This is a genomic window from Methanobrevibacter sp. (assembly GCF_017427765.1).
In the GTDB taxonomy this organism is placed as follows: Archaea; Methanobacteriota; Methanobacteria; order Methanobacteriales; family Methanobacteriaceae; genus Methanocatella.
The window spans coordinates 24,365-47,845 of the sequence record NZ_JAFRSC010000010.1; the positions used below are offsets into that span (position 1 = coordinate 24,365).

The 23,481-nt window shown below is 32.1% G+C and carries 28 protein-coding genes, 1 tRNA gene and 1 pseudogene; 19 read left to right on the forward strand and 11 right to left on the reverse strand.

The window, feature by feature from the left end; genetic code table 11:
- Positions 1-76: 76 nt before the first annotated feature.
- On the reverse strand, positions 77-478 hold the full coding sequence (locus IJL02_RS02215; protein WP_342765169.1) for a DUF3795 domain-containing protein: 402 nt from the start codon (positions 476-478) through the stop codon (positions 77-79).
- Between the two features lie 160 nt (positions 479-638).
- On the opposite strand from IJL02_RS02215, the gene IJL02_RS02220 reads away from it, so the two are divergent.
- The 5 genes from IJL02_RS02220 to IJL02_RS02240 all read left to right on the forward strand — a co-directional run bounded on the left by IJL02_RS02220 (position 639) and on the right by IJL02_RS02240 (position 3,232).
- Positions 639-1,379, forward strand: a complete 741-nt coding sequence (locus IJL02_RS02220) for a hypothetical protein (protein WP_292808575.1) — start codon at positions 639-641, stop codon at positions 1,377-1,379.
- A complete protein-coding gene (locus IJL02_RS02225; protein ID WP_292808577.1) occupies positions 1,380-1,574 on the forward strand; it encodes a hypothetical protein in 195 nt (64 codons plus the stop codon).
- Positions 1,575-1,746: 172 nt separating this feature from the next.
- Entirely contained in the window at positions 1,747-2,304 is a 558-nt protein-coding gene (locus IJL02_RS02230) for a 50S ribosomal protein L15e (RefSeq protein ID WP_292808579.1), read from the forward strand.
- Positions 2,305-2,328: 24 nt separating this feature from the next.
- Positions 2,329-2,757: an RNA-binding protein gene (locus tag IJL02_RS02235; RefSeq protein ID WP_292808581.1), complete on the forward strand. Its 429-nt coding sequence runs from the start codon at positions 2,329-2,331 to the stop codon at positions 2,755-2,757.
- A gap of 85 nt (positions 2,758-2,842) precedes the next feature.
- Positions 2,843-3,232 (forward strand): hypothetical protein, encoded by a 390-nt coding sequence (locus IJL02_RS02240; RefSeq protein ID WP_292808583.1) that lies wholly within the window; start codon positions 2,843-2,845, stop codon positions 3,230-3,232.
- Positions 3,233-3,290: 58 nt separating this feature from the next.
- Here the strand turns inward: IJL02_RS02240 and IJL02_RS02245 are convergent, their stop codons facing one another.
- Entirely contained in the window at positions 3,291-3,962 is a 672-nt protein-coding gene (locus tag IJL02_RS02245; protein ID WP_292808585.1) for a zinc ribbon domain-containing protein, read from the reverse strand.
- Between the two features lie 167 nt (positions 3,963-4,129).
- Between IJL02_RS02245 and IJL02_RS02250 the strand changes: the two genes are divergently transcribed.
- Positions 4,130-5,905: an FUSC family protein gene (locus IJL02_RS02250; protein ID WP_292808587.1), complete on the forward strand. Its 1,776-nt coding sequence runs from the start codon at positions 4,130-4,132 to the stop codon at positions 5,903-5,905.
- A gap of 112 nt (positions 5,906-6,017) precedes the next feature.
- Here IJL02_RS02250 and IJL02_RS12565 read toward each other — a convergent pair whose 3' ends face one another.
- Positions 6,018-6,347, reverse strand: a complete 330-nt coding sequence (locus IJL02_RS12565) for a histone family protein (RefSeq protein WP_394357488.1) — start codon at positions 6,345-6,347, stop codon at positions 6,018-6,020.
- 254 nt (positions 6,348-6,601) lie between these two features.
- On the opposite strand from IJL02_RS12565, the gene IJL02_RS02260 reads away from it, so the two are divergent.
- Positions 6,602-6,889 carry a hypothetical protein gene (locus tag IJL02_RS02260; RefSeq protein WP_292808589.1) on the forward strand — a complete coding sequence of 96 codons (288 nt, stop codon included), beginning with the start codon at positions 6,602-6,604 and terminating at the stop codon, positions 6,887-6,889.
- A gap of 35 nt (positions 6,890-6,924) precedes the next feature.
- Positions 6,925-7,767: an aldo/keto reductase gene (locus IJL02_RS02265; protein WP_292808591.1), complete on the forward strand. Its 843-nt coding sequence runs from the start codon at positions 6,925-6,927 to the stop codon at positions 7,765-7,767.
- A 111-nt stretch (positions 7,768-7,878) separates the two neighbouring features.
- Here the strand turns inward: IJL02_RS02265 and IJL02_RS02270 are convergent, their stop codons facing one another.
- Genes IJL02_RS02270 through IJL02_RS02280 form a run of 3 tightly spaced genes read right to left on the reverse strand, consistent with a single transcriptional unit; the run spans position 7,879 to position 9,185 of the window.
- A complete protein-coding gene (locus IJL02_RS02270; protein WP_292808650.1) occupies positions 7,879-8,034 on the reverse strand; it encodes a hypothetical protein in 156 nt (51 codons plus the stop codon).
- Positions 7,994-8,530, reverse strand: coding sequence for a GNAT family N-acetyltransferase (locus IJL02_RS02275; protein WP_292808593.1), 537 nt, complete (start codon positions 8,528-8,530; stop codon positions 7,994-7,996). The genes IJL02_RS02270 and IJL02_RS02275 overlap by 41 nt, the downstream gene beginning before the upstream one ends.
- The gene (locus tag IJL02_RS02280) at positions 8,502-9,185 is read right to left on the reverse strand and encodes a flavodoxin family protein (RefSeq protein WP_292808595.1); all 684 of its coding nucleotides are present in this window, start codon (positions 9,183-9,185) and stop codon (positions 8,502-8,504) included. Before IJL02_RS02280 ends, IJL02_RS02275 begins: the two co-directional genes overlap by 29 nt.
- 265 nt (positions 9,186-9,450) lie before the next feature.
- Between IJL02_RS02280 and IJL02_RS02285 the strand changes: the two genes are divergently transcribed.
- The 3 genes and pseudogenes from IJL02_RS02285 to IJL02_RS12505 form a co-directional block, all read left to right on the forward strand.
- A tRNA-Gln gene (locus IJL02_RS02285) sits at positions 9,451-9,522 on the forward strand.
- A gap of 506 nt (positions 9,523-10,028) precedes the next feature.
- A complete protein-coding gene (locus tag IJL02_RS02290; protein WP_292808597.1) occupies positions 10,029-10,436 on the forward strand; it encodes a class II glutamine amidotransferase in 408 nt (135 codons plus the stop codon).
- Between the two features lie 182 nt (positions 10,437-10,618).
- Positions 10,619-10,915 (forward strand): annotated as a pseudogene (locus IJL02_RS12505) (formate dehydrogenase accessory sulfurtransferase FdhD); the annotation flags it as partial.
- Between the two features lie 5 nt (positions 10,916-10,920).
- Here IJL02_RS12505 and IJL02_RS02300 read toward each other — a convergent pair.
- Positions 10,921-11,676, reverse strand: coding sequence for a HesA/MoeB/ThiF family protein (locus tag IJL02_RS02300; RefSeq protein WP_292808599.1), 756 nt, complete (start codon positions 11,674-11,676; stop codon positions 10,921-10,923).
- Between the two features lie 9 nt (positions 11,677-11,685).
- Positions 11,686-12,696, reverse strand: a complete 1,011-nt coding sequence (locus tag IJL02_RS02305; protein WP_292808601.1) for an ATP-binding protein — start codon at positions 12,694-12,696, stop codon at positions 11,686-11,688.
- A 577-nt stretch (positions 12,697-13,273) separates the two neighbouring features.
- Between IJL02_RS02305 and IJL02_RS02310 the strand changes: the two genes are divergently transcribed.
- The 3 genes from IJL02_RS02310 (at position 13,274) to IJL02_RS02320 (ending at position 15,357) form a co-directional block, all read left to right on the forward strand.
- Positions 13,274-14,449, forward strand: a complete 1,176-nt coding sequence (locus IJL02_RS02310) for a GMC family oxidoreductase N-terminal domain-containing protein (protein ID WP_342765170.1) — start codon at positions 13,274-13,276, stop codon at positions 14,447-14,449.
- A gap of 9 nt (positions 14,450-14,458) precedes the next feature.
- Positions 14,459-14,659: a MoaD/ThiS family protein gene (locus IJL02_RS02315; protein WP_292808603.1), complete on the forward strand. Its 201-nt coding sequence runs from the start codon at positions 14,459-14,461 to the stop codon at positions 14,657-14,659.
- 407 nt (positions 14,660-15,066) lie between these two features.
- Positions 15,067-15,357 carry a hypothetical protein gene (locus IJL02_RS02320; protein WP_292808605.1) on the forward strand — a complete coding sequence of 97 codons (291 nt, stop codon included), beginning with the start codon at positions 15,067-15,069 and terminating at the stop codon, positions 15,355-15,357.
- 71 nt (positions 15,358-15,428) lie between these two features.
- Here IJL02_RS02320 and IJL02_RS02325 read toward each other — a convergent pair whose 3' ends face one another.
- Positions 15,429-16,277 (reverse strand): methanogenesis marker 8 protein, encoded by an 849-nt coding sequence (locus IJL02_RS02325; protein ID WP_292808607.1) that lies wholly within the window; start codon positions 16,275-16,277, stop codon positions 15,429-15,431.
- A gap of 205 nt (positions 16,278-16,482) precedes the next feature.
- On the opposite strand from IJL02_RS02325, the gene IJL02_RS02330 reads away from it, so the two are divergent.
- Together IJL02_RS02330 and IJL02_RS02335 are read left to right on the forward strand one after the other, a co-directional pair.
- Positions 16,483-16,920 carry a molybdenum cofactor biosynthesis protein MoaE gene (locus IJL02_RS02330; protein ID WP_292808609.1) on the forward strand — a complete coding sequence of 146 codons (438 nt, stop codon included), beginning with the start codon at positions 16,483-16,485 and terminating at the stop codon, positions 16,918-16,920.
- 31 nt (positions 16,921-16,951) lie between these two features.
- Positions 16,952-18,127: a cytosine permease gene (locus tag IJL02_RS02335; RefSeq protein ID WP_292808611.1), complete on the forward strand. Its 1,176-nt coding sequence runs from the start codon at positions 16,952-16,954 to the stop codon at positions 18,125-18,127.
- A gap of 125 nt (positions 18,128-18,252) precedes the next feature.
- On the opposite strand, the gene IJL02_RS02340 is transcribed toward IJL02_RS02335, so the two are convergent.
- Both IJL02_RS02340 and IJL02_RS02345 read right to left on the reverse strand, forming a co-directional pair.
- On the reverse strand, positions 18,253-18,591 hold the full coding sequence (locus IJL02_RS02340; RefSeq protein WP_292808613.1) for a P-II family nitrogen regulator: 339 nt from the start codon (positions 18,589-18,591) through the stop codon (positions 18,253-18,255).
- A gap of 8 nt (positions 18,592-18,599) precedes the next feature.
- Positions 18,600-19,817 carry an ammonium transporter gene (locus IJL02_RS02345; RefSeq protein ID WP_292808615.1) on the reverse strand — a complete coding sequence of 406 codons (1,218 nt, stop codon included), beginning with the start codon at positions 19,815-19,817 and terminating at the stop codon, positions 18,600-18,602.
- Between the two features lie 478 nt (positions 19,818-20,295).
- Here IJL02_RS02345 and glnA point away from each other — a divergent pair, with 478 nt between their 5' ends.
- The 3 genes from glnA to IJL02_RS02360 all read left to right on the forward strand — a co-directional run bounded on the left by glnA (position 20,296) and on the right by IJL02_RS02360 (position 23,472).
- Positions 20,296-21,633, forward strand: a complete 1,338-nt coding sequence (glnA, locus tag IJL02_RS02350; protein WP_292808617.1) for a type I glutamate--ammonia ligase — start codon at positions 20,296-20,298, stop codon at positions 21,631-21,633.
- Positions 21,634-21,888: 255 nt separating this feature from the next.
- Entirely contained in the window at positions 21,889-22,806 is a 918-nt protein-coding gene (locus IJL02_RS02355; RefSeq protein ID WP_292808619.1) for a glutamine amidotransferase, read from the forward strand.
- 12 nt (positions 22,807-22,818) lie between these two features.
- Positions 22,819-23,472, forward strand: a complete 654-nt coding sequence (locus IJL02_RS02360) for a tributyrin esterase (RefSeq protein ID WP_292808621.1) — start codon at positions 22,819-22,821, stop codon at positions 23,470-23,472.
- Positions 23,473-23,481 lie beyond the last annotated feature (9 nt).

Genomic DNA, 23,481 nt, shown 5'->3' on the forward strand with positions numbered 1-23,481 from the left:
ATTTAAATTGATGTTTCCATAATTTAAATGGTGTGTTATTAATATAAACATCAAAATAATTAATCAAATATTCAATTTAATCAATAGTGAATTCGCACTCGCTGCATGTTTTAGTTTGGAATTTCACAACCCCACCACACTTCGGACATAACCACTTTTCACGATCCTGTGCCATCATACGTCCAATGCCGGTGGTTTTTATTCTTTTTGCACTTTCAAGTGTGTTTAAATCATGCCTTTTAACATATTTTTTGGAGTGTTTTTTCATTAATGGGCATGGAAATTCACTGCAGCGCCCACAATAACTGAAATTTTTAGAATCAAAGCATGTTTTTATCTTACATTTCAAACTGGCTTTGCTTTTACCGTCATTACTTATTAAACATCCTGCACATGGATTTTGGTATTTTTCACAGCTGATACAATTTATTCCACAGGGTGCAAGCAATTTTGAATCAATTTCATCAGGCATTTTCATAATTGTATTATGTTTGATTTTATATTTAAAATTGCAGTCACCATGTAAAGTTGCTCTTTCTTTGAAATATTAATTTGTGGTCTGTAAATTGATTTGGGTCCATAAAATTGTTTTATTTTAAAACTGGGGATTTATATAGTTTTAAAACTAAAATAAATCTATGAATATTGTAAATATCAAAAATAAATTAATTTTAATTTTTGAATTATTATTATCATTATTTTCAGTTGATGATATTAAGGCATGTCTTGATGACAAAAAAGGAGGTTTGGTTCTACCGAGTTGTGGGGGTCATGTAGAAGATGGAGATTGGATTAAATATAAACTATTGAAGGTTGATAAATCACTTAAATCAATTAATCGTAATGATTTGCCTGATGATTTTTGTGATGATGCATGTAATCTAATTGATGAATTTAGACGCAAAACGGTGAGTGAAAAAGTTGAGTGGTTGATGTACTTTGATTATAAGACTGGTGAAATAGTTTACTGCTGGCGAGGGGAAGAAGGAAAATGTAGTAGTGATATTGATAGAAAAAATTTTGTAGGGAAAAATATTGCTACGATTCATAATCACACGGGGAAATATTATTCATTTCCATCTCCGGATAATTTTGATATATTAGAAAATGATTTTGAGGATTATGAGATTATTACTTCAATTGATGCATTTTGGACAGTTGAATTCAAAGGGTCTATTTCTAAAAAATTAAGAGAAAATTTCCAATTGAATCTTTCAATAGAATTTGAAAAAATGGAATTTGAAATTAAGTCACGTTATGTTGATGTGTTAATGGTGAGGCATATGAGCGAAATGTTATTTAGTGAGTATTTACTAAATGATATTGAGAAAAGTATTGAAAACATACCATTAGTTCTAAATAAAAAGGAGTATGAGTAAATGGCTAATGAAATGAAAAGTGAGGATCTCTGTCATGTATATAAATGTGGAGGGGTTCCGATGTATCCTATAGAACATTCAATTTTTAAAAAAAGAATTATAAATCAATCTGAAGAATATGTTAAAAATAGAGAAAAACGTGTTGTAAATTTTTTAAATAGGCATGGTTTTGATTTAACTGTTGATGAAATTTAAAATTGTTACTTTGCATATATAGTATTAAAAAATCTTATTTTTACGATACATTTATAAATAAACAAAATAAAATATTTTATTACTGTTATTTTTTAGCAGTGAAAATATACTTTTTTTGGGATAAGTTCCCATATGGATGTGGCCCTTGTGGCTGAACAAAAAGGTGTTATTTATGTATAAATATATAAGAGACGCATGGAAAAATCCAGATGAGTCTTACGTACGTGAACTCATGTGGCAAAGAGCTCCTAAATGGAAAAATCAGAAAGCAGTTCAAAGAATTGAAAGACCAACTAGACTCGACAGAGCTAGAAGTTTAGGTTACAGAGCTAAAAAAGGTTTCGTTGTAGTAAGAACCAGAGTAAGACGTGGTGGAAGAAGAAAAACTCGTCGTTTCAATGGTCGTAAACCTAAAAGAATGGGTGTAAACAAAATTACCCAAGCAAAATCTATTCAAAGAATTGCTGAAGAACGTGTAGCTAAAAAATACCCTAACATGGAAGTTTTGAACTCTTACTGGGTATGGTCTACAGGAAAACATAAATATTACGAAGTAATTTTAGTAGATCCTAACAGTCCTTCTATCATTAACGATAAGAAAATCAATTGGATTTGTTCCAAAAAACACACTAACAGAGCTCTCAGAGGCTTAACCAGTGCTGGTAACAAAGGTCGTGGAATCAAATCTAAAGGAAAAGGGTCTGAACAAGCTAGAAGAAGAAAAATCTAATTTTTTCTTCTTTTTTTGATTAAAATGATTCATAATATTAAATTTAGAGCTTTTGTTTATGAAAATGAAAGTGTTGATGAAATTTCTCAAGCTATTTTAAACATTCTTCCTGAAGCTGAAATCGAAGCAGAAGAGGCTGAAGGAATTCTGGAAGATAAGATTATAATTTTATCCGGTACAGTATCCAAGAAAAGATACACAAAGACTTTTTTTAACACACTCCTTGAGTGGACAGATTTGGAAAAATTAAATGATGATTTAGAGCGCAAAACAGATGAAAAAGGTAACTGGTTTTTAAGATTTGACAAAAATGATGCGCTGGATGAAAAATGGACTATCCTCGATTCAGGTGATTCAATCCATCTTAAGGTAAAGATTGCGGCTTATCCTGCAAAAAAAGATATTGCAGTTAGCAAAGTCCGTGAAGCTATTTTAGCTGTTAATGAAAAATAGATTTTTCCAGGATTTTGATAATATTTTCAGATTAATAAGTTAACTTTATTTTAAATTTTCTCCAATATAATATTAAGGTGAAAAAATGGAGAAAAAAAGTTATTATTTAATAATTTTATTGATTGCTTTTGTAATATGCATTGGCGCATTTCTTTATCAATTCAATAATGATGTTCCTACCTTCATAATGATAAACGAAACTGAAGTAGCTGAAAATGCGTCATTTTCAGGCATGTTATCTGATGCTTACGGTTATGGAGTTGCAAACCAAACAATAACATTCCACAAACCTGGCTATGAATTGGGAACTCTTGTAGATGTTGTAACGGACGATACCGGTAAATTTACTATTGAAAATGCCGAGTATTTGCCTGATGCGGGCGGTGAAAATTATTATGGTAATTTTACATTTGCAGGTCACGGCAAATATAAAGGATGCACATATGAGGGCAATGTTACAGTAGTTTCTAAATAATTGAACCTCTCCGGCTTTAAGAAGCCGGAGAATTCTAGCACAAAAGTGTTAAATATTTCTATTCATAATCTTCACAATAACATCCAAAGGATATGGAATGTCCTAAATGACAATAATACTCAACGTATCCATCACTGTCAAAATCGCCAACTATCGCTCCCCCACCATCTAAAAATTCTTCATAGCAGTGTCTGCAGCCCAAACCGCAGTAGCCTCCGCGAATCCTTTTATTGTTTTCTATTTTTTTATTAGTTATTTCTTTTTCTTTGGTGATTCTAGCTTTTTCCTGTTCTTTTCTTGCTTTTTCTAATTCTGTTGTTATGAAGTATTTGATTTCTTCATCACTCATTTTTTCTTTTTTACTGATAAGCTTATTTTTTAGGAGGTCTTTAATGTAAATTATATGTATTTGGTCAATCTTGTTTTCTCTTATTTTTGATTTGATTTCTTCTGATTCAAATATTTCATCAATTGTTTTTAGTGTTTTCTTTTCTTCAGCTTTCTTTTTTTCTATACTGTTGTGCACGGATTTTAATATAGTATTATTCTGGTTTATATCAGATCTGTCTATTTTAGTTCCGCAGTTGGTGCAGAAGTTATCCTCTTTTCTTAATTTGGTTCCGCAGTTGGTGCAAAAATTATTGTCTGTTCTTACTTTATATCCGCAGTTGGTGCAAAATTTATCTTCTTTTCTTATTTCATGCCAGCAGTTGGTGCAAAAATTGGCCATAATATACACTTCTCAAATTATTCTCCTTAAACAAATTTCAGTCAAAAAACTTATTTATATCTTGTGTATATTTTTAATGAGAGATATGTCTTTTTGAAACGTAGGGAGATTTTAATAAGTATGTTGGCCAAAAATAGATAATGAGTGAAAATCATTTTGGTGAGAAAATGAATAATGCTTTAAAAGGTAAACTTTTCATAGTTGGATTGTTCTTATTTTGCATATTTTTTTACATTGGAGTTTTTGGAGCTAATAATATGGTCATTGGAATGTTTATTGCAATGGCCGCACTCATGAATTTGGGAAATGATTTTACATATAAACCTAAATTATCATTTTTTAAAGTACTGTTGTTGCTTTTGATTTTGGGAATTGTTGCATTTTTAAATAATCCAATAAGTATTTTTGGCTGTATTTTAACGTTTTTTGTTGTATTTGGAGTAACAATAACATCTTATCATTTGTTTGCCACAAGCGTTTATTTGCCATATTTGATGTTATATTTCATGATGATGAGCTGTCTTCCTGTTTCTTTTGAAGAATTACCTATGAGACTTTTATCCCTTGTTGTTGGTGCAATTTTCATCGTTGGGATTAATCTTATTGTTAATCGCAATAAGAAATTTAAATTATCAAAGCAAACTATAGATTCATTAGTTTTGGAATTAAATAATGCTGTTGATTTGAAATTGGCTGGAGATGAGGTTTCAAAAGAAAATTTTAAAACAGCTAATGGTTTTTATTTAAACATGTTTTATCATTTTGAATATAAATTTTTCCCGTCTCCAGTCCAAAGGTCTGTTTTAAATATAGTCAAATCATTCCAGCATATTGGGGCTATTGTTGCAGATTATGATTTGTCGGTGAATGAACTGGACGGAATTAAAAAGATATTGTATAATCTAAAAGATATAAAATCCCTTGAGTTTTTTGAAAGTATCGATGTTGATACAAAAGAAATGAATATTGTGCTTTTAAACTTTGAATACATCGTCGATGAATTGAATAATGTTGATTCAACTAGAGAATTTATTCTTCCGGATAAGAAATATATTCGCTCACTAATTAAACCAGTAATTAAAAGAAGTTTTTCATTCAGATCAGTTAAATTTGCATTCGCATTTAAAATGGCTATTATTCTTACATTATGGGAAATTCTAACGTTACTATTTAATCTTCCTTTAACAAAATGGTTATATTTTGCAACTATTCCTATGATGGCGCCGTATATTAATGACTTGGCAGATTCTGCAAAAAAACGCCTTAAGGGTACAGTTGGTGGGGCTTTGATTTTCATTTTAATTATTATCGCAGCACCATATCTTCCACTTTCTTCAGACATCCTGATGTTGGTGGTAATGATTGTATGTATGGCTGTAATAGTCTATAATTTAAAGAATACTTTAATTGTAACTACTGTTACAACAGTAATGTCTGTTATGGCTGTATTGTCTTATGTTGCTCCTGACATTGCAATTGAATTAAAAGTCCTGTGGGTTTTGATTGGAGCAGCAGTTGCAATAGCCTTAAATTATATCTTCCTGCCGTATTCGGTTGAAAAAGAGAGCGAAAATAATTTAAAAGCCAGATATAAGTTTAATGGTGAATCAATAAACATGATTAAAGAAGAGTGTAATGAGAAAATTTCTTCTAAAAAAACTTCTTTACTTGTCATGAGTGATATTTGCGGAGAAAACATTGAAATAACTGATGAAAATAAATCGTTATTTGAATTGCAGGTAAAAATTACAGATATTTCTAACTTTATATTAACCTATATCTGCAAATATGATTTATCAGATGATTTTAAGAATAATATGGTTGATATAATTGACAATGGTGCTGATGTAAATGATGATCTTGAAAATAAAGAAAAAATTATTCTTCATTCATTAGGTTATCTTATGGATTTATTTAAGGAGGAAAGCAAATATTTCAATTAATGGAGGCATAATTTCATTTTTGCCGATTTCAACATTAAAATTTTCTCAATAAAAAATAAAAAAATTGCAAGAAAAACTTGCAAATTATGATTTCTTTTTCACTGCTTCATTCTCATTTTTCCATTTTTTTAAATGATTTAATGATTTCATCAATGCCTTTTCCTTCTGATACAGATTCAAATACATTTTTGATTACATCTACAATATTAGGTTTATTTTCATCCGGAGATTCAGAAGTTTTTGTATTATCGATAGCTAAAGCAATATCTTCTGCTTTTACAGTTTTTCTTTTTGCATATTTCGCATATTCAATTGCTTTTTTAGAGACTTCTTCTACGTAATCTTCTAAGTATTCATCCAATGCGTCTACTGCATCAGCACTTACTCTTTCCGCACCTACGTTTTTGATAATTTTTTTTACTGGAGCCTTAGGTATTTCCATATTTTTCACCTCTGTTATAATCGTGTTATATTATAATATAACCATAATTTTGTTTTATTTTTACTTAAATCACTTAATTTTCATATATTTCCATCAACTAAACGTTTCATTCTTTTACATATTGCTATTTTAACTTTTGCAATCAGTAACAAATTCATTTAAAAAATGATTAATAATAGTGAAAATTATTTCACTATCATTTTCTCTTTATTCTTGTGTAGCTTCAGGTAAAGTCTTTGCAATGAACAGGCCAGATGAACTATTCAAGAAAAGAATGTTTAAACCATTTGAAAAATTTGAATGCAAGTGATGAATTCTGTGAAAATGCCAATAAGATTTTTGATGAGATTTTTGACACAAACGATTCCGGCACATATGTTGAAGTGCTGATTATAGATTATGAAGACAATATTCACCTTGACATCAAATATAGCGGTGAAAAGGAAAATCTTGAACAACTTAAGAATCACTTCCAGGACAATATTTTTAAATATGCAGAAGTTTTAGGATTCAATACAATCGAATATGTAATGGATAAATAATAATTTTAAATGAAATCAAGTTTAAGAGGGATTAAATGGAATTTAAAAAATTAAACAATAATGAAAAAATTCCATACATAAGTTATGGAGTTTATGAAATCAAACCTAGAAAAACCGAAAAAGCAGTCCTTAATGCTTTAAATGCAGGTTATACTTCAATTGATAATGCACAGGTTTACTATAATGAAAAAGAAGTTGGTGAAGCTATAAAGGAATCCGGAATTCCAAGAGAAGAAATATATTTGACAAGTAAAAATTGGGTTAGCAATTCAGGCTATGAAAAAACAATTAAAGCCGTCAATAAAACATTGCAGGATTTACAAACAGATTATCTTGATTTATTACTTATCCATCAACCATATGGTGATTATTACGGATCATACAGAGCATTACAGGATTTACAAAAAGAAGGAACATTGCTGTCAATAGGTGTTTCAAATTTTGATTCGGCTCGCTTGGTTGACTTGACGATGAATTTCGATATTGTTCCGCAAGTTAACCAAATTGAAACAACACCTTATTTCCAGCAATATGAATCTAGTGAATTCATGAATAAACTGGGTGTAGTCCATCAAAGTTGGGGTCCTTTTAGTGAGGGATTGGATAAGTTATTTAAAAATCCAATTCTTTTGGAAATTGCAGAAAAATATGAAAAAAGCACTGCGCAGGTAATTTTAAGATGGTTAATCGATAGGGAAATTCCTTTTTCATGCAAGTCTGTAAAAACAAAAAGAATGGAAGAAAATATTTATATTTTTGATTTCAAGTTAAATAAAAAGGATATTGAAAAAATCAGGGAATTGGACAGGGGTAAAAGTCCTTTCATTGATTATAATGATCCAGAAACAGTAGTGGAATTTAATGAAGAGATAATATAGTGACGATTTTAATGAAGAAACCGGATAATTTCTTCATTTAATCACTTATTTTGGTTCCATCGTAATCTGTATTTCGAATCCTACTTTAACAGTATATTGTCCTGTTTAAGTTCATTGCTGGTTTAGATCACCTTTGCGGTATCTGTTTTGATATATTTTTTTACAATTGATTTTAACATTTTTGTGCATGAATTGTCCTGCTTCTTTAAGCTGGCGAGGTTCAATTCTAAAATTTGATTCGCATTTGATTCCAGACTTCTCCTGCATGGTGTGACTTGTCGCTTTTGCCTTCATCAATAAAGCCGAATCGTGAATAATATGAAACCAGATATTCTTTGCATGTTAAAACCACACCCAAACGGTTTTCCTTTTTTGCAACATCAATCATATGATTGACAAGCATTCCTGCATAACCGTTTTTCCTGTATTTTGGAAGGGTATTAAGGCCGAATATCATTTGCCAGTCTCCATTTTCATCATGCATTGATGCATCTTCATACATCTCATCAACCAAATCGGGAAGGTCTGTAGCAAGACCATTGATGAATGATACAATCTTTTCATCTTCACTAATAATCCAGAAATGATTTGGAAATGTGTTCAGTCTGTCTTTCAAGGCATCTTTACCAACAGCCTCTAATGGCGAAAAACATTCCTTTTCTATATTGTAAAGATCATTAAAATCGTCTATTCTTGCATTTCTAATTTCTATCGTATCACGGCCATTAATATAATCATTGTTGAAATTCGTTTGCTTTTTCAACTAATCTTTTACCTAACTCAAAAGCTTTTTTCAAATCTTTAGGAAACTGTTCGTCTCTCTGTTTTCTTCTTACTTCCTCTACTCCTTCCATCATATCATATTTTGAATAATCAGTGAACTGGTATGTTTGGTAGGTATATAGCGTTTCTGTGTATCCGTAGATTGTTTCAAGGAAGTGCTTGTTCACTTCAAGAGCATGCTTAAATTCCTGAGCAGCCATTTCCTCGGGAGCACCTGTGGTGTAAATCATAGCGGTTGGAATGGTCCTATCAAGTAAGCTGCTTTCAAGTTCGCCAGTTTCTTCATTGATTTTTGGATTGTATGTGAGAACCGGAAACATTAACCGTTCCATAAATGATCTTGAAACTCCTGTATTGAAATAGAAATAGACTGGACTTCCAATCACAATAACATCAGCATTCAATGTCTTTTCAAGGACTGGTCTCAAATCATCTTTGATGGCACACAGTCCGTTTGTTTTTGCATTTTTAAGTTTGCATGCAAAGCAGCTCTTACATCCTTTAAAGTCATATTCATAAAGATTAATAAATTCAACTTCTGCACCAGCTTCTTTTGCACCTTCCATTGCTTTTTCAAGCATCTGATATGTACTCCACTTCTTACGCGGACTGCCATTGATAAATATAGCTTTCATAACAATAACCTCTACAATTAATTTGTTTTAAAAACATTAAATACATTACATATGTGGAGAGTTAATGAAAATAATTAATAACTTTCGTAGTGTCTTCACATTAACATGGGATTGTTAATGTTGATTTAATATATGTTCTTCATATGTGTTGAATGGGAAGAGGTTTAAATTGGATAGTTAATTTAAATCAAGTTTGGATATAGTTAATATTAATGTAGTTAAATCAAAAGCATTTATATATGATTATTTGTAAAAATTATTGCATAGTCCCGTGGGGTAGTGGCAATCCTTTTGGGCCCTGGACCCAAAGATAGCGGTTCGACTCCGCTCGGGACTACTTAATTATCTCATTATTTTAAACACATTTTTCTATCATTATCAGTTACTTTAACATTTTTGTGCAAGAATTCTTCGGCTTCTTTAATCCGGTGTGGTTCAATTATTGTTTTTATTGACTTAGTCAGCGATTCGCTTCTTAAAAGAGATGATGTAATGGGATAGTTATTTGTTTTGATTTATCTAGTTATATGATTCACGCTAGTAAAAATAACTATTGTATATAATCTTAAAATGAAATTATGAATTAATAATAATTTGGAGAGAGTTATATGAAAACTTATGCGATAGTTGTATTACTTACTTCTCTCTACACTACTTTTTTTCAAGATTTATATTAATTAAATGTTTTTTTTTCCTGTTTTTTTTTCTATTGGCATTAATCCTATTGTCAGTTCACATAAAGATTAATTTAATTGGAAATTTATTTTCTCCTTACTTTTGAAAATATTTAAATAATATAAAATATATAACAATTGTGATAATCCAATAAGGGGAGGGTAATATATGTGTGAAATTTTTTGTTTTAATTCAGATAAGCCAAAACAAATAAATAAATGTTTGGAATGCTTTTATAATCACTCTGAAGAACATCCACACGTATGGGGATTGGCTAATATGCAATCTGATGAATTTGTTATAGATAAAGAGCCCATTAAAGCAACATGCAGTCAACATTTAAAAAATATATTTTCCAATCCAGTTATTGGAAAAAATGTCTTTGCTCATATTAGATTGGCCACTGTGGGTGAAATAATTTCTCCCAACTGCCATCCATTCACAGAATTTGATGATAATAACAAATCTTGGTTGCTGATTCATAATGGTACCATATTCGATTATCCTAAACTCGACGAATACAAAGATAAGGAAAATGGGATACGGATTCAGAAAGAATACTTTTATACATCATAGATAAGGTTAACGAGTATGAAAAAAAATAAAGGCTGTTTATCCACTATAAAGGAGCGATTTAATTTATTAAATGATATTATCGTTGATTTATCTAAAAACAATAAGGTTAATCTGATGATATTTGACGGGGACATGACTTATATTCATTCAAACATGATGGATTCACTTTATTACTTGAAAATAAGATTATCATTCGTGAAGACGTCAGCCGCCATGTTGCTGTTGACAAAGTTATTGGGGTCGCTGCGAAAGAAGGTTATGATTTTAGCAAGTGTTACATTTCGTATAGTGGAAGGATGCCTGCAGACATGCTGATTAAAGTAATAAGGGTAGGTATTCCGATAATTATTTCGAATGCTGCACCTGCATCTTCAGGTATTGATGTGGCGAATTCAGGAAACATTACTGTTGTTGGATTTGTTCGAGATAACAGATTTACTATTTATACGTCACCTGGAAGGGTTAATTTAGAAAAATAGATGATTTAAAGTTTATCTAATGAAAATGAACTTAAATCCAATAAATCAAATGTTAATATTTTTGGAGCAACGGTTACTTTGCCGACTCCAGTTATTATTTTATAAGCTTCAAATGCTTCAAGACATCCGATCAAGTTTGGAGTAGGTCCGATAACAGGTGGGACTCCTGAGGTCACTCCTTTTAAAGCTTCAATTGTTTCTTTTGTCAAGTCTTTACCCAATGACGGAAGATTGAACATCTCTTCATATGTTTTTTCACTATTCGGCAGGAATACTGTAATCTGTCCTAGGGTTCCATGAATTGCTCCATGGATATAAGGAATTCCCTTTTCTTTTGCAGCTCTTGAAACGATTACTCTTGTTAAAACATTGTCGAGTGCATCGATAATGATATTGGAATCGCCGATTACCTTATCTATGTTTGTCTGATCAACATGCTCATTGAATGTAGTGACCTTAACATAGGGGTTTATTAATCTAACTTTTTCTTTAGCAACTGCACTTTTATCAAGCCCCAAATCACCTATTGATGCTAAAGTTTGTCTGTTTAAGTTTGAAAGGTCAAAGGCATCTTTATCGACCAGAACAAGTTCTCCAATACCCATTCTTGCAAGCATTTCGATGGTTTCACCACCGATTCCCCCACAGCCGATAACTGTGATTTTCGCATCTTTAAATCTTTCTTGTTCGCTTCTTGTTACTATACTCATCTGACGGGATGCAATTTCCCAATATCCGTCACCTATATATCTTGTTGGCATTTTTATCACCTAAATATTTCTTCTTAATTTTGATAATATTTCCATGAATGCATATAATGCATTTTCATAATTTTCAAAGTCATTTCCTCTAATCAATCCGTTTTCGTGTATTGTAATTTTTTCTGTTTTGATTACATCATCGCTTTTAGAAATGATTTCGCTTTTGAGTAGTTTTCCAGTATTTTCCAAATTTATTGTGAATGGCAACTGATATGAAAATGAACCTTCGCTGAACTCAATACTGATGTATTCATCATCATCGATTTGCGATAAATTTAATGCAACTTTTTCATATCCTTGCCTTTTTAATTCATTGTTAATCTCTTTAAATTTATCTTCTTTCAATATTTCATTCAAGTTATCCACTTCACATATACCAAATTTTCCCAAATCCCTAACTTTAACAATTTCACAATCGGTGTTTGCAAGAATAAAATCTTCACATTTGCTGATTCTTGAGATTTTTTCTCTTGTTGTTGGAGTGTTTGTAGGTATTCTTGTTGCAAGACAAGTGGTAGATCTTGAATATGGAATATTATTCCTATTCAGGTACTCATGAATTTCTTTTGAAGTTAATTTGGCATCAATAAACGGTGTTTTAAACTTTTTTTTATAGGTTACTAGTATTCCTGGCCTGTCAATTACCAAATCGCTGATATTATTTCCATCGCAAATGAAATCAAAACCATTTTCATGAGCTATTTTCTCGATTGTAGAATACATTAAATTTCTACAGGTATAACATCTGCGGGGGGCATTTGACATGAAGTATTCATTTTCATAAAAGTTTATGTCATATATTTCATGTTTGATTCCAAATCTTTCTGCAACCTGTTTTGTATTCTCTACAAAACCTGTTGGCAGCAGATGATTATCTATTGTAATGGCCAGGGTATCCTTTGCAACTTTTGAAGATAGGTAGGCTATTAAAGTTGAGTCGGCACCGCCTGAAAATCCAATAGCTACTTTTTTATTTTTTAAGATATTTTTCACAATATTTATTTTATCTTCCAAATCCATTCTATCACATGTGTTTTGAGTAATTATTTATAGTTTGAATTACAAAGAGCACCTTTTTCTAGATGCTCTTTGTTTAAATGAGTTTTTTTTTAGGATTTGTGATTTTAGAAGTTGTGTTTAAAACTCATTTCGTATTTTATTCTTTGGAGACAATAAAACGGTTTTTTTAATTTAGGTTTTATCAATCAAGTCTTTTTTTCCTACCCGAACTGGGAAAAATATAACAAAATATAACAATAGTTATTTTTTTCCTTAATACAAATAGTGTAATTAAAGTATATAAATGTTTTTAATTTTTCTCAGAGGGAGTTGTTTTGGTACTTATTTTTCTAATAATTTTTTTAAACGATTCCAATCTCTTTTTTAAATTAATTTAATCATATACAGAAAAATTTAAATCATAAGAAAATAATATAACAATTGTTAATATTTTGGAGGAATAAGTATTCATGATGTAATTGTTATTGGAACTGGTGCTGCCGGTTCAACGGTAGCAAAGGATTTAAGTTTAAATGGAAGGAATGTTTTAATTCTAGAAAAGGGAAGAAAACAAAAAGAGGGCAGTTATGTAAAACACATGAAAACCAAGAAGATTCATTTAGACAATAAATTGTCTTGTGAAGATAAAATAAATTATGAATTTTTAACCCTGCCCTTGGAGCTGACAAACATTGAAGAAATTGGTGGAACAACAACATCATCAATCGGCAATGCGTGCTTTTCATGCAGCGGATGCTATTCAAACTCAATAATGCAGCAATTTGAAGATAAGAATCTGGATATATTTGAGGAGCTTTTAGAAGCTAGTGGTGAGTTAAATGTCAGATATTTTCCTAAAAAGCTATGGGGGCATTCAACACAACTAATTGCCGAAGCAGGTCAGGAATTAGGTTATATTGTTGAGCCGATGCCCAAATTCATAAATTTTGAAAAATGTAAGCTATGCGGCAGATGTGTTAACGGATGTGTGTTTGATGCTAAATGGGATGGAACTTACTTTGTCAATGAAGCTTTGGATTATGGTGCCGAATTAATCTGTGATTTTAACGTATTTGAGATATTGCATGAGAATAATGAGGTAATTGGAGTTGTTGGAATTGATAAAAACAATGAAACACATATTTTCAAAGCAAAAAAAGTTATCATAAGTGCAGGTGCCTTGAATACTCCAATAATATTAAAAAATTCAGGAATCAAAAATGTTGGTGACCAGATATTTTTTGACATTTTTACAACAATTGGAGGATATCTGAAAGATGCAAATCTAAAAAATGAATTGATGATGGGCGTTAAGGCTGAATTTGGACCTTACTTTTTATCTCCCCACTATTCAATGCAGTTGCTTCCGCTGATGGAGAAGAAAGGCATTGATGCAACTGATAAGGATGTCATTGGATTGATGCTTAAGTTTGCAGATACATGCATTGGAACCATTGACAAGGAGGGAAACATTGAAAAGACATTAACGAAAGTTGATGTTGATTTAATAAAGGAAGGCTACGATAAAGCAATTAATATTTTATTGAAATTAGGGGTACCGAGGGATTCAATTGTTGCGACTTCACTTAAAGGAGCACATCCTGGAGGAACTGCTGCCGTAGGTGAAGTTGTCGATAAAAACTTTGAAACTGAAATAAAAGGGTTGTATGTTTGTGATGCAAGCGTTATTCCTGAAGCTCCTGGAAGGCCTCCGATACTGACTATAGTTGCAATAGCAAAAAAAGTGGCAAAAATCGTTAATAATAATATTTAAGGTGATATAATGAGTTTTAATTTAAAATTTAAGGATATTGATGAAAAACGAGATTTAAAAGACAATTATACTATTCAAAACTTATTGGATGATATGGAATTATCTGCTCAAACAATTGTTGCAAAGCAAAACGGGGAGTTAGCAATCGAAGAAAGCGTAATTGAGGACGGGGATGAAATCCAATTAGTTCAAATAATATACGGAGGATAAACGAAAATAGTTTTCATATTCAAAAACTGTTTTATAGTTTCTATTTTTTCAGTACAAATAAAATTAATATGGTGTTTGAATGGATTATAATTTAACCTTTTTGTGCAAGAATTCTCCGGCTTCTTTAAGCCGGAGATGAATTGCACTTTGAGGAGGTATTATAATTTTTTTCATTAAAAAAATGTATTACTTTTCAAATGCTCTCTTGGATTATCTCTTTTTATTGTAAGTGTATATACTTATAGTTATGGAAAAGAACAGTTATTTTAGTTCCTTTGGGTAAAAATGCAGGTTTCTTTTATGGGATCCTAAATGTATTTTTTTAGGGAGAATATGATGATTGTTCTTTTTTGTCTAAAAATTAATTTGTGTGGATTTTTGAGTTTTATGGTTGAAAGAGTTTTATTTTGACTGATAAAATTGAATTTGTTCCTGATAAGGATTTAGAAAGGGCATTGAATTTCAATTTGCGTGCCACAGGTTATGTATTCAATAAAACATTGGAATACAGTATTTACCATGAAAACCTAGTCAAAGAATTCAATATTGGCAACCAATTTAAAGTAAATCGCAGTTACACACAAAAAATCATTAAACATCTAATAAAACGCAAACCTTTTTTGAAAAAAGCATGCGATGACATGAACCAGGAGGAATATATTCAAAAGGCATATGAAAATATTAGGAGATTCGATTGAATCTCTAATATATATTTTTGGAAATAATAATGAATGGGATATTCAATAAATTCCTCTTTCACTATTTTTTTTTAAACTAACGGTTTTGAATGTTCATCCTTATTCATAGGATATTCATTTGTTGTCAGGGGTTTGCCTATTTTTTCAAGTCTATTATCTAAGAATTCTCTCCCTTTTTCACTAATTGCAATAATTGGAACTTTGGATCCTGAGTAGTAGGATTTTTCTTTTTCAGCGTAATCTCTAACATTTTTAGATGAACATGCAGTAATGACTTCACAGTATTTAAATGCAGTTTCCACTTCTTTTAGACTTGCATTTGTGGTGTGCGCTACAAACATGTATGTTTTCACATCATCAGGTAAAGGATATTGGCCAATTTCTTCAATTGATTTGCATGGTAAAATTGTAACGGCAATATTCTTATAGCCTCTTTCAATTGCCATTTCCAATCCTTTAATCGGATTTAATTCAGCAGTTTCTGGATTAACCACATTTTCAATACCAACTTGCTCAATGACTTCAGGTATTGGGGTGGTGCTTATGAGTGCTGATACTCGCCCGCCCACTCCCTGAATGATTTCAGGATCTGTCATCAGTAATGTTCCGACGCCTTCACATACGCCTACAACACAATCAATCAACCCCAATTCAACGTTTGTTCTTAGAATTTCAGATATTCCAAAACTCATGAAATCTTTCATTTTTACTACTCTTTGGGGTGTGCACATCCCAAATTCACGAATTCTTTTTTCCATATTCCATTTTATGAAATCTTTAGTTAGATGTTCAGCACCATCAATTTTATAAAAAATAGGGCAGAAATCAACAATGGGTTCTCCAACGGAGGTTACTTCTCCATTTTCTATTACTACTTCAGTTTTACCTAAAGCTTCAATTATATGATAGTCTTTTGTCATAATCTCACATCTATCCTTTGGATTTTAAGTTGACTTTAGTTTCTCATTTCTTCACTTAAAAATTAACTATTGTTATATTTATATATTGGTAGTTTTAAAATATAACTATTGTGATATTTTGGATATCCGAATTGAAAATTGAATATATGATGAAGCATGGATTATGCTAAATTATTTATTTTTATTTATGAAAAGGTGATTTTGAATGGTAGTAAAAGTTATAAAGGCAAAAGAAGATAAAGTTACAACAGCTGATTTAATTGCTGATTTGAAAAAAAGCAGCAAAATTGACTATTCTGGGGCCATTTTTACTTTTGAGGGAATGGTGCGTGGAAAAGATGAAAACATGCACTTGGAAAAGTTAATTTTATCAACTCAGGATACTGATGAAACATTAAAAGAAATTGAAAAGATTGTTGCAAATGCCAAAATCAAATACAATGTTCATGAAATTTCTGTTGTTCATTATATTGGTGAGTTTTACACAGGAGACACTTTATTTTTAGTTGCCGTTTTAGGCGCTCATAGGAATGAAACTCTTGAAGCACTAAAAGAAGTGATTGAAAGCGTTAAATTTGATGTTGAGTTTAAAAAGGAAGAGATTTCAAAAGAAGGAACAAAAACCATTTTGGCAGGTGGATGAATCATTAACCATAATTTTAAGGACAAATAATATGGAAAATCGTACTGGAATTTTTACAAATGGAATTATTTGGTTTGGAGTTGCCATTTCCGTTTCCGAAATTGAAGCGGGAATACAGATTGGAACCCTCTCATCTTTGAACTCATTGTGGTTTCCATTAATACTGGGACATTTGCTGGGCGGAATAATGCTCTTTTTAGTGGGTTATATAGGTGCCAGCGTTAGAAAGAACGCAATGGAAACAACTGAATCAACTTTTGGCAGATATGGATCTAAGTTTTTTGCCTCATTGAATGTTTTGCAGCTGGTTGCATGGGTAGCAGTATTGAATGCTCAGGGTGCATCGGCTTTAGCAGGATTAGATCCTCAAATTTCATTTCCATTAATTTGTATGCTATTTGCAATATTTATCGCTATTTGGGTTTATGTGGGCCTTCAACGTTCATCGAAAGTTACTGCAATTGTGATGATGGTTCTTACAATTCTTCTTGCAATATTGACTGTCAGATTATATGGATTTGATGCGTCAGGAATTATATCAGCTGGAAATGCTAATTCTAAGGTTCTTGACTTCTGGAATATTTTTGAAATTTCAATTGCTATGCCAATCTCATGGCTGCCAGTTATTTCAGACTACACAAAGGATGTTGAAAAACCGATTAATGCTACTGCGGTTTCTGCTGCGGCATACACCATAGCTAGTCTTTGGATGTATTTTATTGGAATTGAAATTGCAGGTATGGGCCTGAATAATGTTGCACAGGCAATTCTTCTTGCAAATCTTGGAATTCCGGGAGTTATAATTATGGTTCTTTCGACTATTACAACTAACTTTCTTGCAGCCAATTCTGCAGGGGAATCCGCCAAAGCTATTTTCCATAAACTCAACCCAAAAATCGTAGGGGTAATTGTAAGTTTTATAAGTGCAGTTATTGCAATTTTAGGCATTATGGGTCATTATATTAGTTTTCTTTATCTTGTCGCTTCAGTATTTGCTCCAATGGCTGCAGTTTTAGCGGTTTCATTCTATTTGAATATGGATGATGAATGTATTTCAAAATGGAATATGTTTGCATGGCTTGCGGGTTTTATCACATACCAATTGGCAATATATCAGGATTCTGTATTTCTAGGCCCAACACTTCTGGCAATAATAGTATCGGCAGCAATTACATATATTGGGAAATTTTTAAAAAAAAGAGTTTAACATTCTTTAACATGTTTTAATGGGTATTCAACAAAGATTAAGGTAATGGCGTGCTGATTCAATATAAAAAAAATAATGAAGTGAATACACTTCATATTTTAACTTTTAAATTTGTAAGGCTATAGCTACACTGCTTTATCTCCTTCTTCACCGGTTCTTATTCTAATCACGTTATCGATTGGATAAATGAATATCTTTCCATCTCCAATATTTCCAGTGTATGCACCTTTTTTAATTGCTTCTATAATGGTGTCAACACCTTCATCTTTGACAACAATTTCAATACGTGTTTTTGGAATTAAATCAATACAATAACTGGATCCTCTGTAAGTTTCTCTAATTCCTCTTTGGCTTCCTCGCCCTTTTACTTCAGTGACGTTCATACCTTCACAGCCTACATCTAAAAGGGCCTTTTTAACGTCCTGGTATTTTTCTTGTCTAATAATAGCAACTATACTTTTCATTTTTACACCTAGTTAAGATTATATGCTGATTCTTTATGAAGATTAGCATCAAGACCTCCAATTTCTTCATGGTCTTCTACTCTTATTCCGCCTAATGCTTTATCTAGAACTTTAGCAAGTATAAAGCTTATAATAAATGAGTATCCAAGTGTAGCAACAATACTGATTATTTGAATAACCACTTGGTTAGGATTTCCTGCAATTAATCCTGCAACTCCACCTACGGAAGGCACTGCAAAGATTCCTGTTGCGAGTGCTCCCCAAACACCGGACATTCCGTGAATTCCCCATACATCTAAAGCATCGTCGTATCCGAGTTTTGCTTTTAAGTAGTAAATTGCAAAGTATGATACGAATGGAGCCACTCCACCAATTATTATTGCTCCGGGAACATTGACAAATCCTGCTGCAGGAGTAATTGCTACAAGACCTGCAACAGCTCCGGAAATTGCACCTAAAACTGTAGGTTTTCCAACAATGTAAGTATCTAATGAAGTCCATACTATTAGACCTAATGCTGCTGCAACATTTGATACTATGATAGCATTTGCCGCAAGCCCATCAGCTGCAAGACCTGATCCTCCATTGAATCCCATCCATCCAAACCAGAGTAATGCTGCACCGAGAACAGCATATCCTAAGTTATGCGGAATAAGGGAGGTGTCTTTTCTTTTTCCTAATACTAATGCAACAGCTAGCGCAGCTACTCCGGAATTCATGTGAACTACTGCACCACCTGCAAAATCTAGGGCACCTAATTGCATTAGCCATCCTCCTCCCCATACCCAATGGGCTACAGGGACATAGACTATACAAGCCCATAAAATTGTAAATATTATCCATGCTTTTGTTTTCATCCTTCCAACTAATGCTCCAGAAATAAGGGCAACAGTTAAACCTGCAAAAGCGCATTGGAACATCACAAATAATAATGTTGGAATTGTTCCGGTTAAATCATCTAATGCAATTCCTTGCAAGAAGAAATTTGTAGGTGATCCTATAATACCTGAAATATCGCTACCAAATGCAAATTGATATCCGAATGTCACCCAAATTACACTTACAATTGAAAATGCGATGAAAGTTAAAAAAATTGTATTTAAAACATTCTTACGTTTACTTAATCCTCCATAAAAAAATGCAACTGCAGGAATGCTCATTAAAAGTACGAGTAAACTGCAAATGAGCACCCATGCGGTATCGCCTGAACTAAATATTATATCCATTTTATCTTCTCTATAAATAATTTAATTTAAATAATTGTTAATCCGATATATCGGAATATATTTACCGGAAGTATTCTTCCGACATATAACTATTATTGTTTATAATATTTAAAGGTTTGTATTTCAAAAAAAATGAGATTAATATTCAAAAATTTAGGTAATCGGTTATTGGATATTCTGGCAATTCGCTAATTCAACAGGTAAACTAAATGCATATGGCGTATATATTTAAACAGATTGGCTATTTTGACAATATTAATAATATATATTTGGAAAATAAAGAAAAAAAGAAGATGAATTTCTAGTTTGTATTTTGCTATTTTCAAAACATTTATATATTAATGCAGATAAAACTATTAGTCGGAAGGAAGTTTCCTTCCGACTATATATTTAATTAAATTCATTTAGTCAAAAGTGTTTTTCCACTTTTCATATTATTAAACTAGTGGTTAATATACTCAAAAAATGAAGTGAAAAAATGTCAGCAAAAGATAACAAATTAGATCAAGTAATTAAGACAATCGATGCAAATGATATAAAATTTTTGAAGTTACAGCTCTCCGACATTCATGGATTACCTAAAAGTATGGCTGTGCCTCTTAAAAAAGCAAGTGATGTTGAAGATATTGTAAATGATGGATTACTGTTTGATGGTTCATCAATAGCAGGTTTAGCTTCAATTAATGACAGTGATTTGCTTGCAAAACCAGATATCGACACTTTCTCAACAATTCCATGGAGGCCGGAGGTACAGGGTACCGCAAGATTCATATGTGATATTTTCACTACTGATGGAAAACCATATGACGGTGATCCAAGAGGTGTTCTTAAAAAATCATTACAATTAGCGGAAAAAAGAGGATATCAATTTAATATGGGTCCTGAACCTGAATTCTTCATTATAAGGAAAGATGAAAATGGGAAATACGTTCCTGCAGATGAAGCGGAATACTTTGATGTTGAACCATTGGATCAGGGTACTGACATCAGAAGGGAAATTGTACTGGGCTTAGAAAAATTGGATTTCGATGTTGAAGTAAGTCACCACGAAGTGGCAGCAGGTCAACATGAAGTCGATTTCAAATATGCTGATGCTTTAAAAACAGCTGATGCGGTCATAACATTTAAAGAGGCCGTTAAAGCAGTTGTCAATAACTTAGGTTTCAAAGCAACATTCATGCCAAAACCATTCCTTGGAATTAATGGTAGTGGAATGCACTGTAATCAAAGTCTGTTTAAAGATGGGGAAAATATTTTCTATGATCCAAATACTGAAAATCAAATATCACAGGAAGCATTATACTTCATTGGCGGATTGTTAAAACATGCTCCTGCTCTATCTGCAATTTTATCTCCAACTGTTAACTCTTATAAACGTTTGGTGCCAGGTTATGAAGCACCATGTTACATAGCATATGGTTTTAAAAATAGGTCAACCTTATTAAGAATTCCAGCATCCCGTGGATTAGGTACAAGGATTGAATGCAGATCCGCAGACCCATCATGTAATCCTTACCTTGCATTTGCAGTATTACTTGAAGCAGGTCTGGATGGTATGGATAATAAAATTGACCCTGGTGAACCAACTGAAGAAAACCTGTTTGCATATTCTGAAGATGAAATTGCCCAAAAAGGAATTGATAATTTGCCAACAAGTTTATGGGAGGCATACCACTCATTAGAAGAGGATGAAGTTGTCATTAATGCACTTGGGCAAAAAGTGTTCAATCAATTCTACAATATCAAAAGAGCTGAATGGGATTCATACAGAATACAGGTATTTGATTATGAAAGGGATGAGTACTTGAACGTATAATTATTCAATTATCTGAATTGGTGGAAAAGATTGATGATTTATCCACCAATCAAAAAATTTTTTCTGGAGGTTGAAAATAAGATTAAATCATTAAAAGTCAGGGATATTTTGTAAACGGTGAAATTTTAGAATTATTAATTTTAAGGCATATTGTAATTTTAGAATCAAGATTTTGTGATTATTATTTTTAAAAGGCATAATGTAATTTTCGAATATTTTTTTATATAAGGCATATGTAAATAGAGGGTAGAAAAAATGTGTGGAATAGCAGGTGTAATATACAAGGATAAAAAAGCTCACTCTGTAGGTGAATCCTTAACATCAATGTTGGAATCTCTGCAGCACAGAGGTCCGGACTCAGCAGGTTATGCAATATACGGTAGTTTGGATTTTCCTGAAAATTATTATCAGTTAAACATTGAAGTAAAAAGAAAAAGGGGAGCTTTAGATAATTTAAAATCATTATTAACTCAAATAAGTCCAATATTTGAAGAGCAGCTAATTGAGTCTGTAGGAGACTCTGATGTATATAAATGTAAAATAGCATTGGACGAATTTTCTCTTTTAAAACCATACATAAGAGAAATAGATGAATTGGAAAATGTAAGGGTTATCAATGGTTCACATTCATTTGAAATGATAAAAGATGTGGGTAAAGTAAAGGACATTGCAGAAAGATTTGATGTTTCAAGCAGGATGGGAACACATGGAATAGGACATACTCGTTTTGCAACTGAAAGTGGCGTAGACCGTTATCATGCACACCCATATCAGAGTTATATCATACCGGATATAACAGTAGTCCATAACGGACAAATCACCAATTACTGGAAAATAAGGGATCCTTTAGAAAGAAAAGGTCATACTTTTGAATCATTTAACGATACTGAGTGTATTGTTCACTATATGGCGGATAAACTTAACCAGGGATATAAACTGGAAGAAGCTTTAGAACAGGCAGTTATTGATTTGGATGGTCCATTTTCAATATTGGTGGGAACACCTAATGGAATAGGCATTGCAAAGGATAAACTTGGTCTCAGGCCAGGAGTAATGGTGGAAACTGATGAAATTTTTGCAGTTGCATCAGAAGAGATGGCATTGCATGATGTTACAGATTCAAATCAGATAGAACAAATTTACCCTGGTGAAACAAGGGCTTACACCATCTAAGGGGGTTTATCTATGAAAGAATATGTTATTGATGCAAAAGACATGGCTGAAAAAGAATTAAATCGCACCATAAAAGAACAAGCCGAATATCATGATAAACTCATTATTGACAATCCCGAATCCAAACACAATATCTGTGCGGGTTTAACTGAGGATGTGGATATAGAAATCAATGGTTCTGCAGGTTATTTTGTTGGAACAATGGTTAACGGATCAAAGATACACATCAATGGAAATGCCGGATGGTTTGCTGGAGACAATATGACAGAAGGGGAATTGATTATTGAAGGTACAGCAGGTGACGGTGCTGGACAAGGAATCTATGGTGGAACCGTAATTGTAAAAGGTAATACTGGCTCAAGAACCGGAGAAATCATGAAAGGTGGAACTGTAATAATTGGTGGAAACAGCGGGTTCATGACCGGGTTGCTTATGATGGGAGGCAAACTCATAATACTTGGTGATGTTACTGACGATGTTGGAGAATCAATTATGAGGGGAACCATATTTGTTCTTGGTGATGTGAAAAGCTTAGGAAAAAATGCTGTTATGGAAAAAGCCACAACTGATGATATAAATGATCTTAAAGAAATTTTAACTGAATACGGTTTTGAGCTTACTGACAGCGATTATGCGAATTTCAAAAAAATTGTTAATATGCAATAGGGGCTGATA

Bases quoted from the DNA above. Each gene is read 5' to 3' on its own strand.
- IJL02_RS02345 (WP_292808615.1), bottom strand. From the start codon at position 19,817: ATGGATATAATATTTAGTTCAGGCGATACCGCATGGGTGCTCATTTGC.
- IJL02_RS02290 (WP_292808597.1), top strand. From the start codon at position 10,029: ATGTGTGAAATTTTTTGTTTTAATTCAGATAAGCCAAAACAAATAAAT.
- IJL02_RS02330 (WP_292808609.1), top strand. From the start codon at position 16,483: ATGGTAGTAAAAGTTATAAAGGCAAAAGAAGATAAAGTTACAACAGCT.
- IJL02_RS02310 (WP_342765170.1), top strand. From the start codon at position 13,274: ATGAAAACCAAGAAGATTCATTTAGACAATAAATTGTCTTGTGAAGAT.
- IJL02_RS02300 (WP_292808599.1), bottom strand. From the start codon at position 11,676: ATGCCAACAAGATATATAGGTGACGGATATTGGGAAATTGCATCCCGT.
- IJL02_RS02335 (WP_292808611.1), top strand. From the start codon at position 16,952: ATGGAAAATCGTACTGGAATTTTTACAAATGGAATTATTTGGTTTGGA.
- IJL02_RS02235 (WP_292808581.1), top strand. From the start codon at position 2,329: ATGATTCATAATATTAAATTTAGAGCTTTTGTTTATGAAAATGAAAGT.
- IJL02_RS02360 (WP_292808621.1), top strand. From the start codon at position 22,819: ATGAAAGAATATGTTATTGATGCAAAAGACATGGCTGAAAAAGAATTA.
- IJL02_RS02265 (WP_292808591.1), top strand. From the start codon at position 6,925: ATGGAATTTAAAAAATTAAACAATAATGAAAAAATTCCATACATAAGT.
- IJL02_RS02315 (WP_292808603.1), top strand. From the start codon at position 14,459: ATGAGTTTTAATTTAAAATTTAAGGATATTGATGAAAAACGAGATTTA.
- IJL02_RS02270 (WP_292808650.1), bottom strand. From the start codon at position 8,034: ATGCAGGAGAAGTCTGGAATCAAATGCGAATCAAATTTTAGAATTGAA.
- IJL02_RS02260 (WP_292808589.1), top strand. From the start codon at position 6,602: ATGAACTATTCAAGAAAAGAATGTTTAAACCATTTGAAAAATTTGAAT.
- IJL02_RS02340 (WP_292808613.1), bottom strand. From the start codon at position 18,591: ATGAAAAGTATAGTTGCTATTATTAGACAAGAAAAATACCAGGACGTT.
- IJL02_RS02245 (WP_292808585.1), bottom strand. From the start codon at position 3,962: ATGGCCAATTTTTGCACCAACTGCTGGCATGAAATAAGAAAAGAAGAT.
- IJL02_RS02305 (WP_292808601.1), bottom strand. From the start codon at position 12,696: ATGGATTTGGAAGATAAAATAAATATTGTGAAAAATATCTTAAAAAAT.
- IJL02_RS02280 (WP_292808595.1), bottom strand. From the start codon at position 9,185: ATGAAAGCTATATTTATCAATGGCAGTCCGCGTAAGAAGTGGAGTACA.
- IJL02_RS02240 (WP_292808583.1), top strand. From the start codon at position 2,843: ATGGAGAAAAAAAGTTATTATTTAATAATTTTATTGATTGCTTTTGTA.
- IJL02_RS02230 (WP_292808579.1), top strand. From the start codon at position 1,747: ATGTATAAATATATAAGAGACGCATGGAAAAATCCAGATGAGTCTTAC.
- IJL02_RS12565 (WP_394357488.1), bottom strand. From the start codon at position 6,347: ATGGAAATACCTAAGGCTCCAGTAAAAAAAATTATCAAAAACGTAGGT.
- IJL02_RS02250 (WP_292808587.1), top strand. From the start codon at position 4,130: ATGAATAATGCTTTAAAAGGTAAACTTTTCATAGTTGGATTGTTCTTA.
- IJL02_RS02225 (WP_292808577.1), top strand. From the start codon at position 1,380: ATGGCTAATGAAATGAAAAGTGAGGATCTCTGTCATGTATATAAATGT.
- glnA (WP_292808617.1), top strand. From the start codon at position 20,296: ATGTCAGCAAAAGATAACAAATTAGATCAAGTAATTAAGACAATCGAT.
- IJL02_RS02325 (WP_292808607.1), bottom strand. From the start codon at position 16,277: ATGACAAAAGACTATCATATAATTGAAGCTTTAGGTAAAACTGAAGTA.
- IJL02_RS02355 (WP_292808619.1), top strand. From the start codon at position 21,889: ATGTGTGGAATAGCAGGTGTAATATACAAGGATAAAAAAGCTCACTCT.
- IJL02_RS02220 (WP_292808575.1), top strand. From the start codon at position 639: ATGAATATTGTAAATATCAAAAATAAATTAATTTTAATTTTTGAATTA.
- IJL02_RS02215 (WP_342765169.1), bottom strand. From the start codon at position 478: ATGAAAATGCCTGATGAAATTGATTCAAAATTGCTTGCACCCTGTGGA.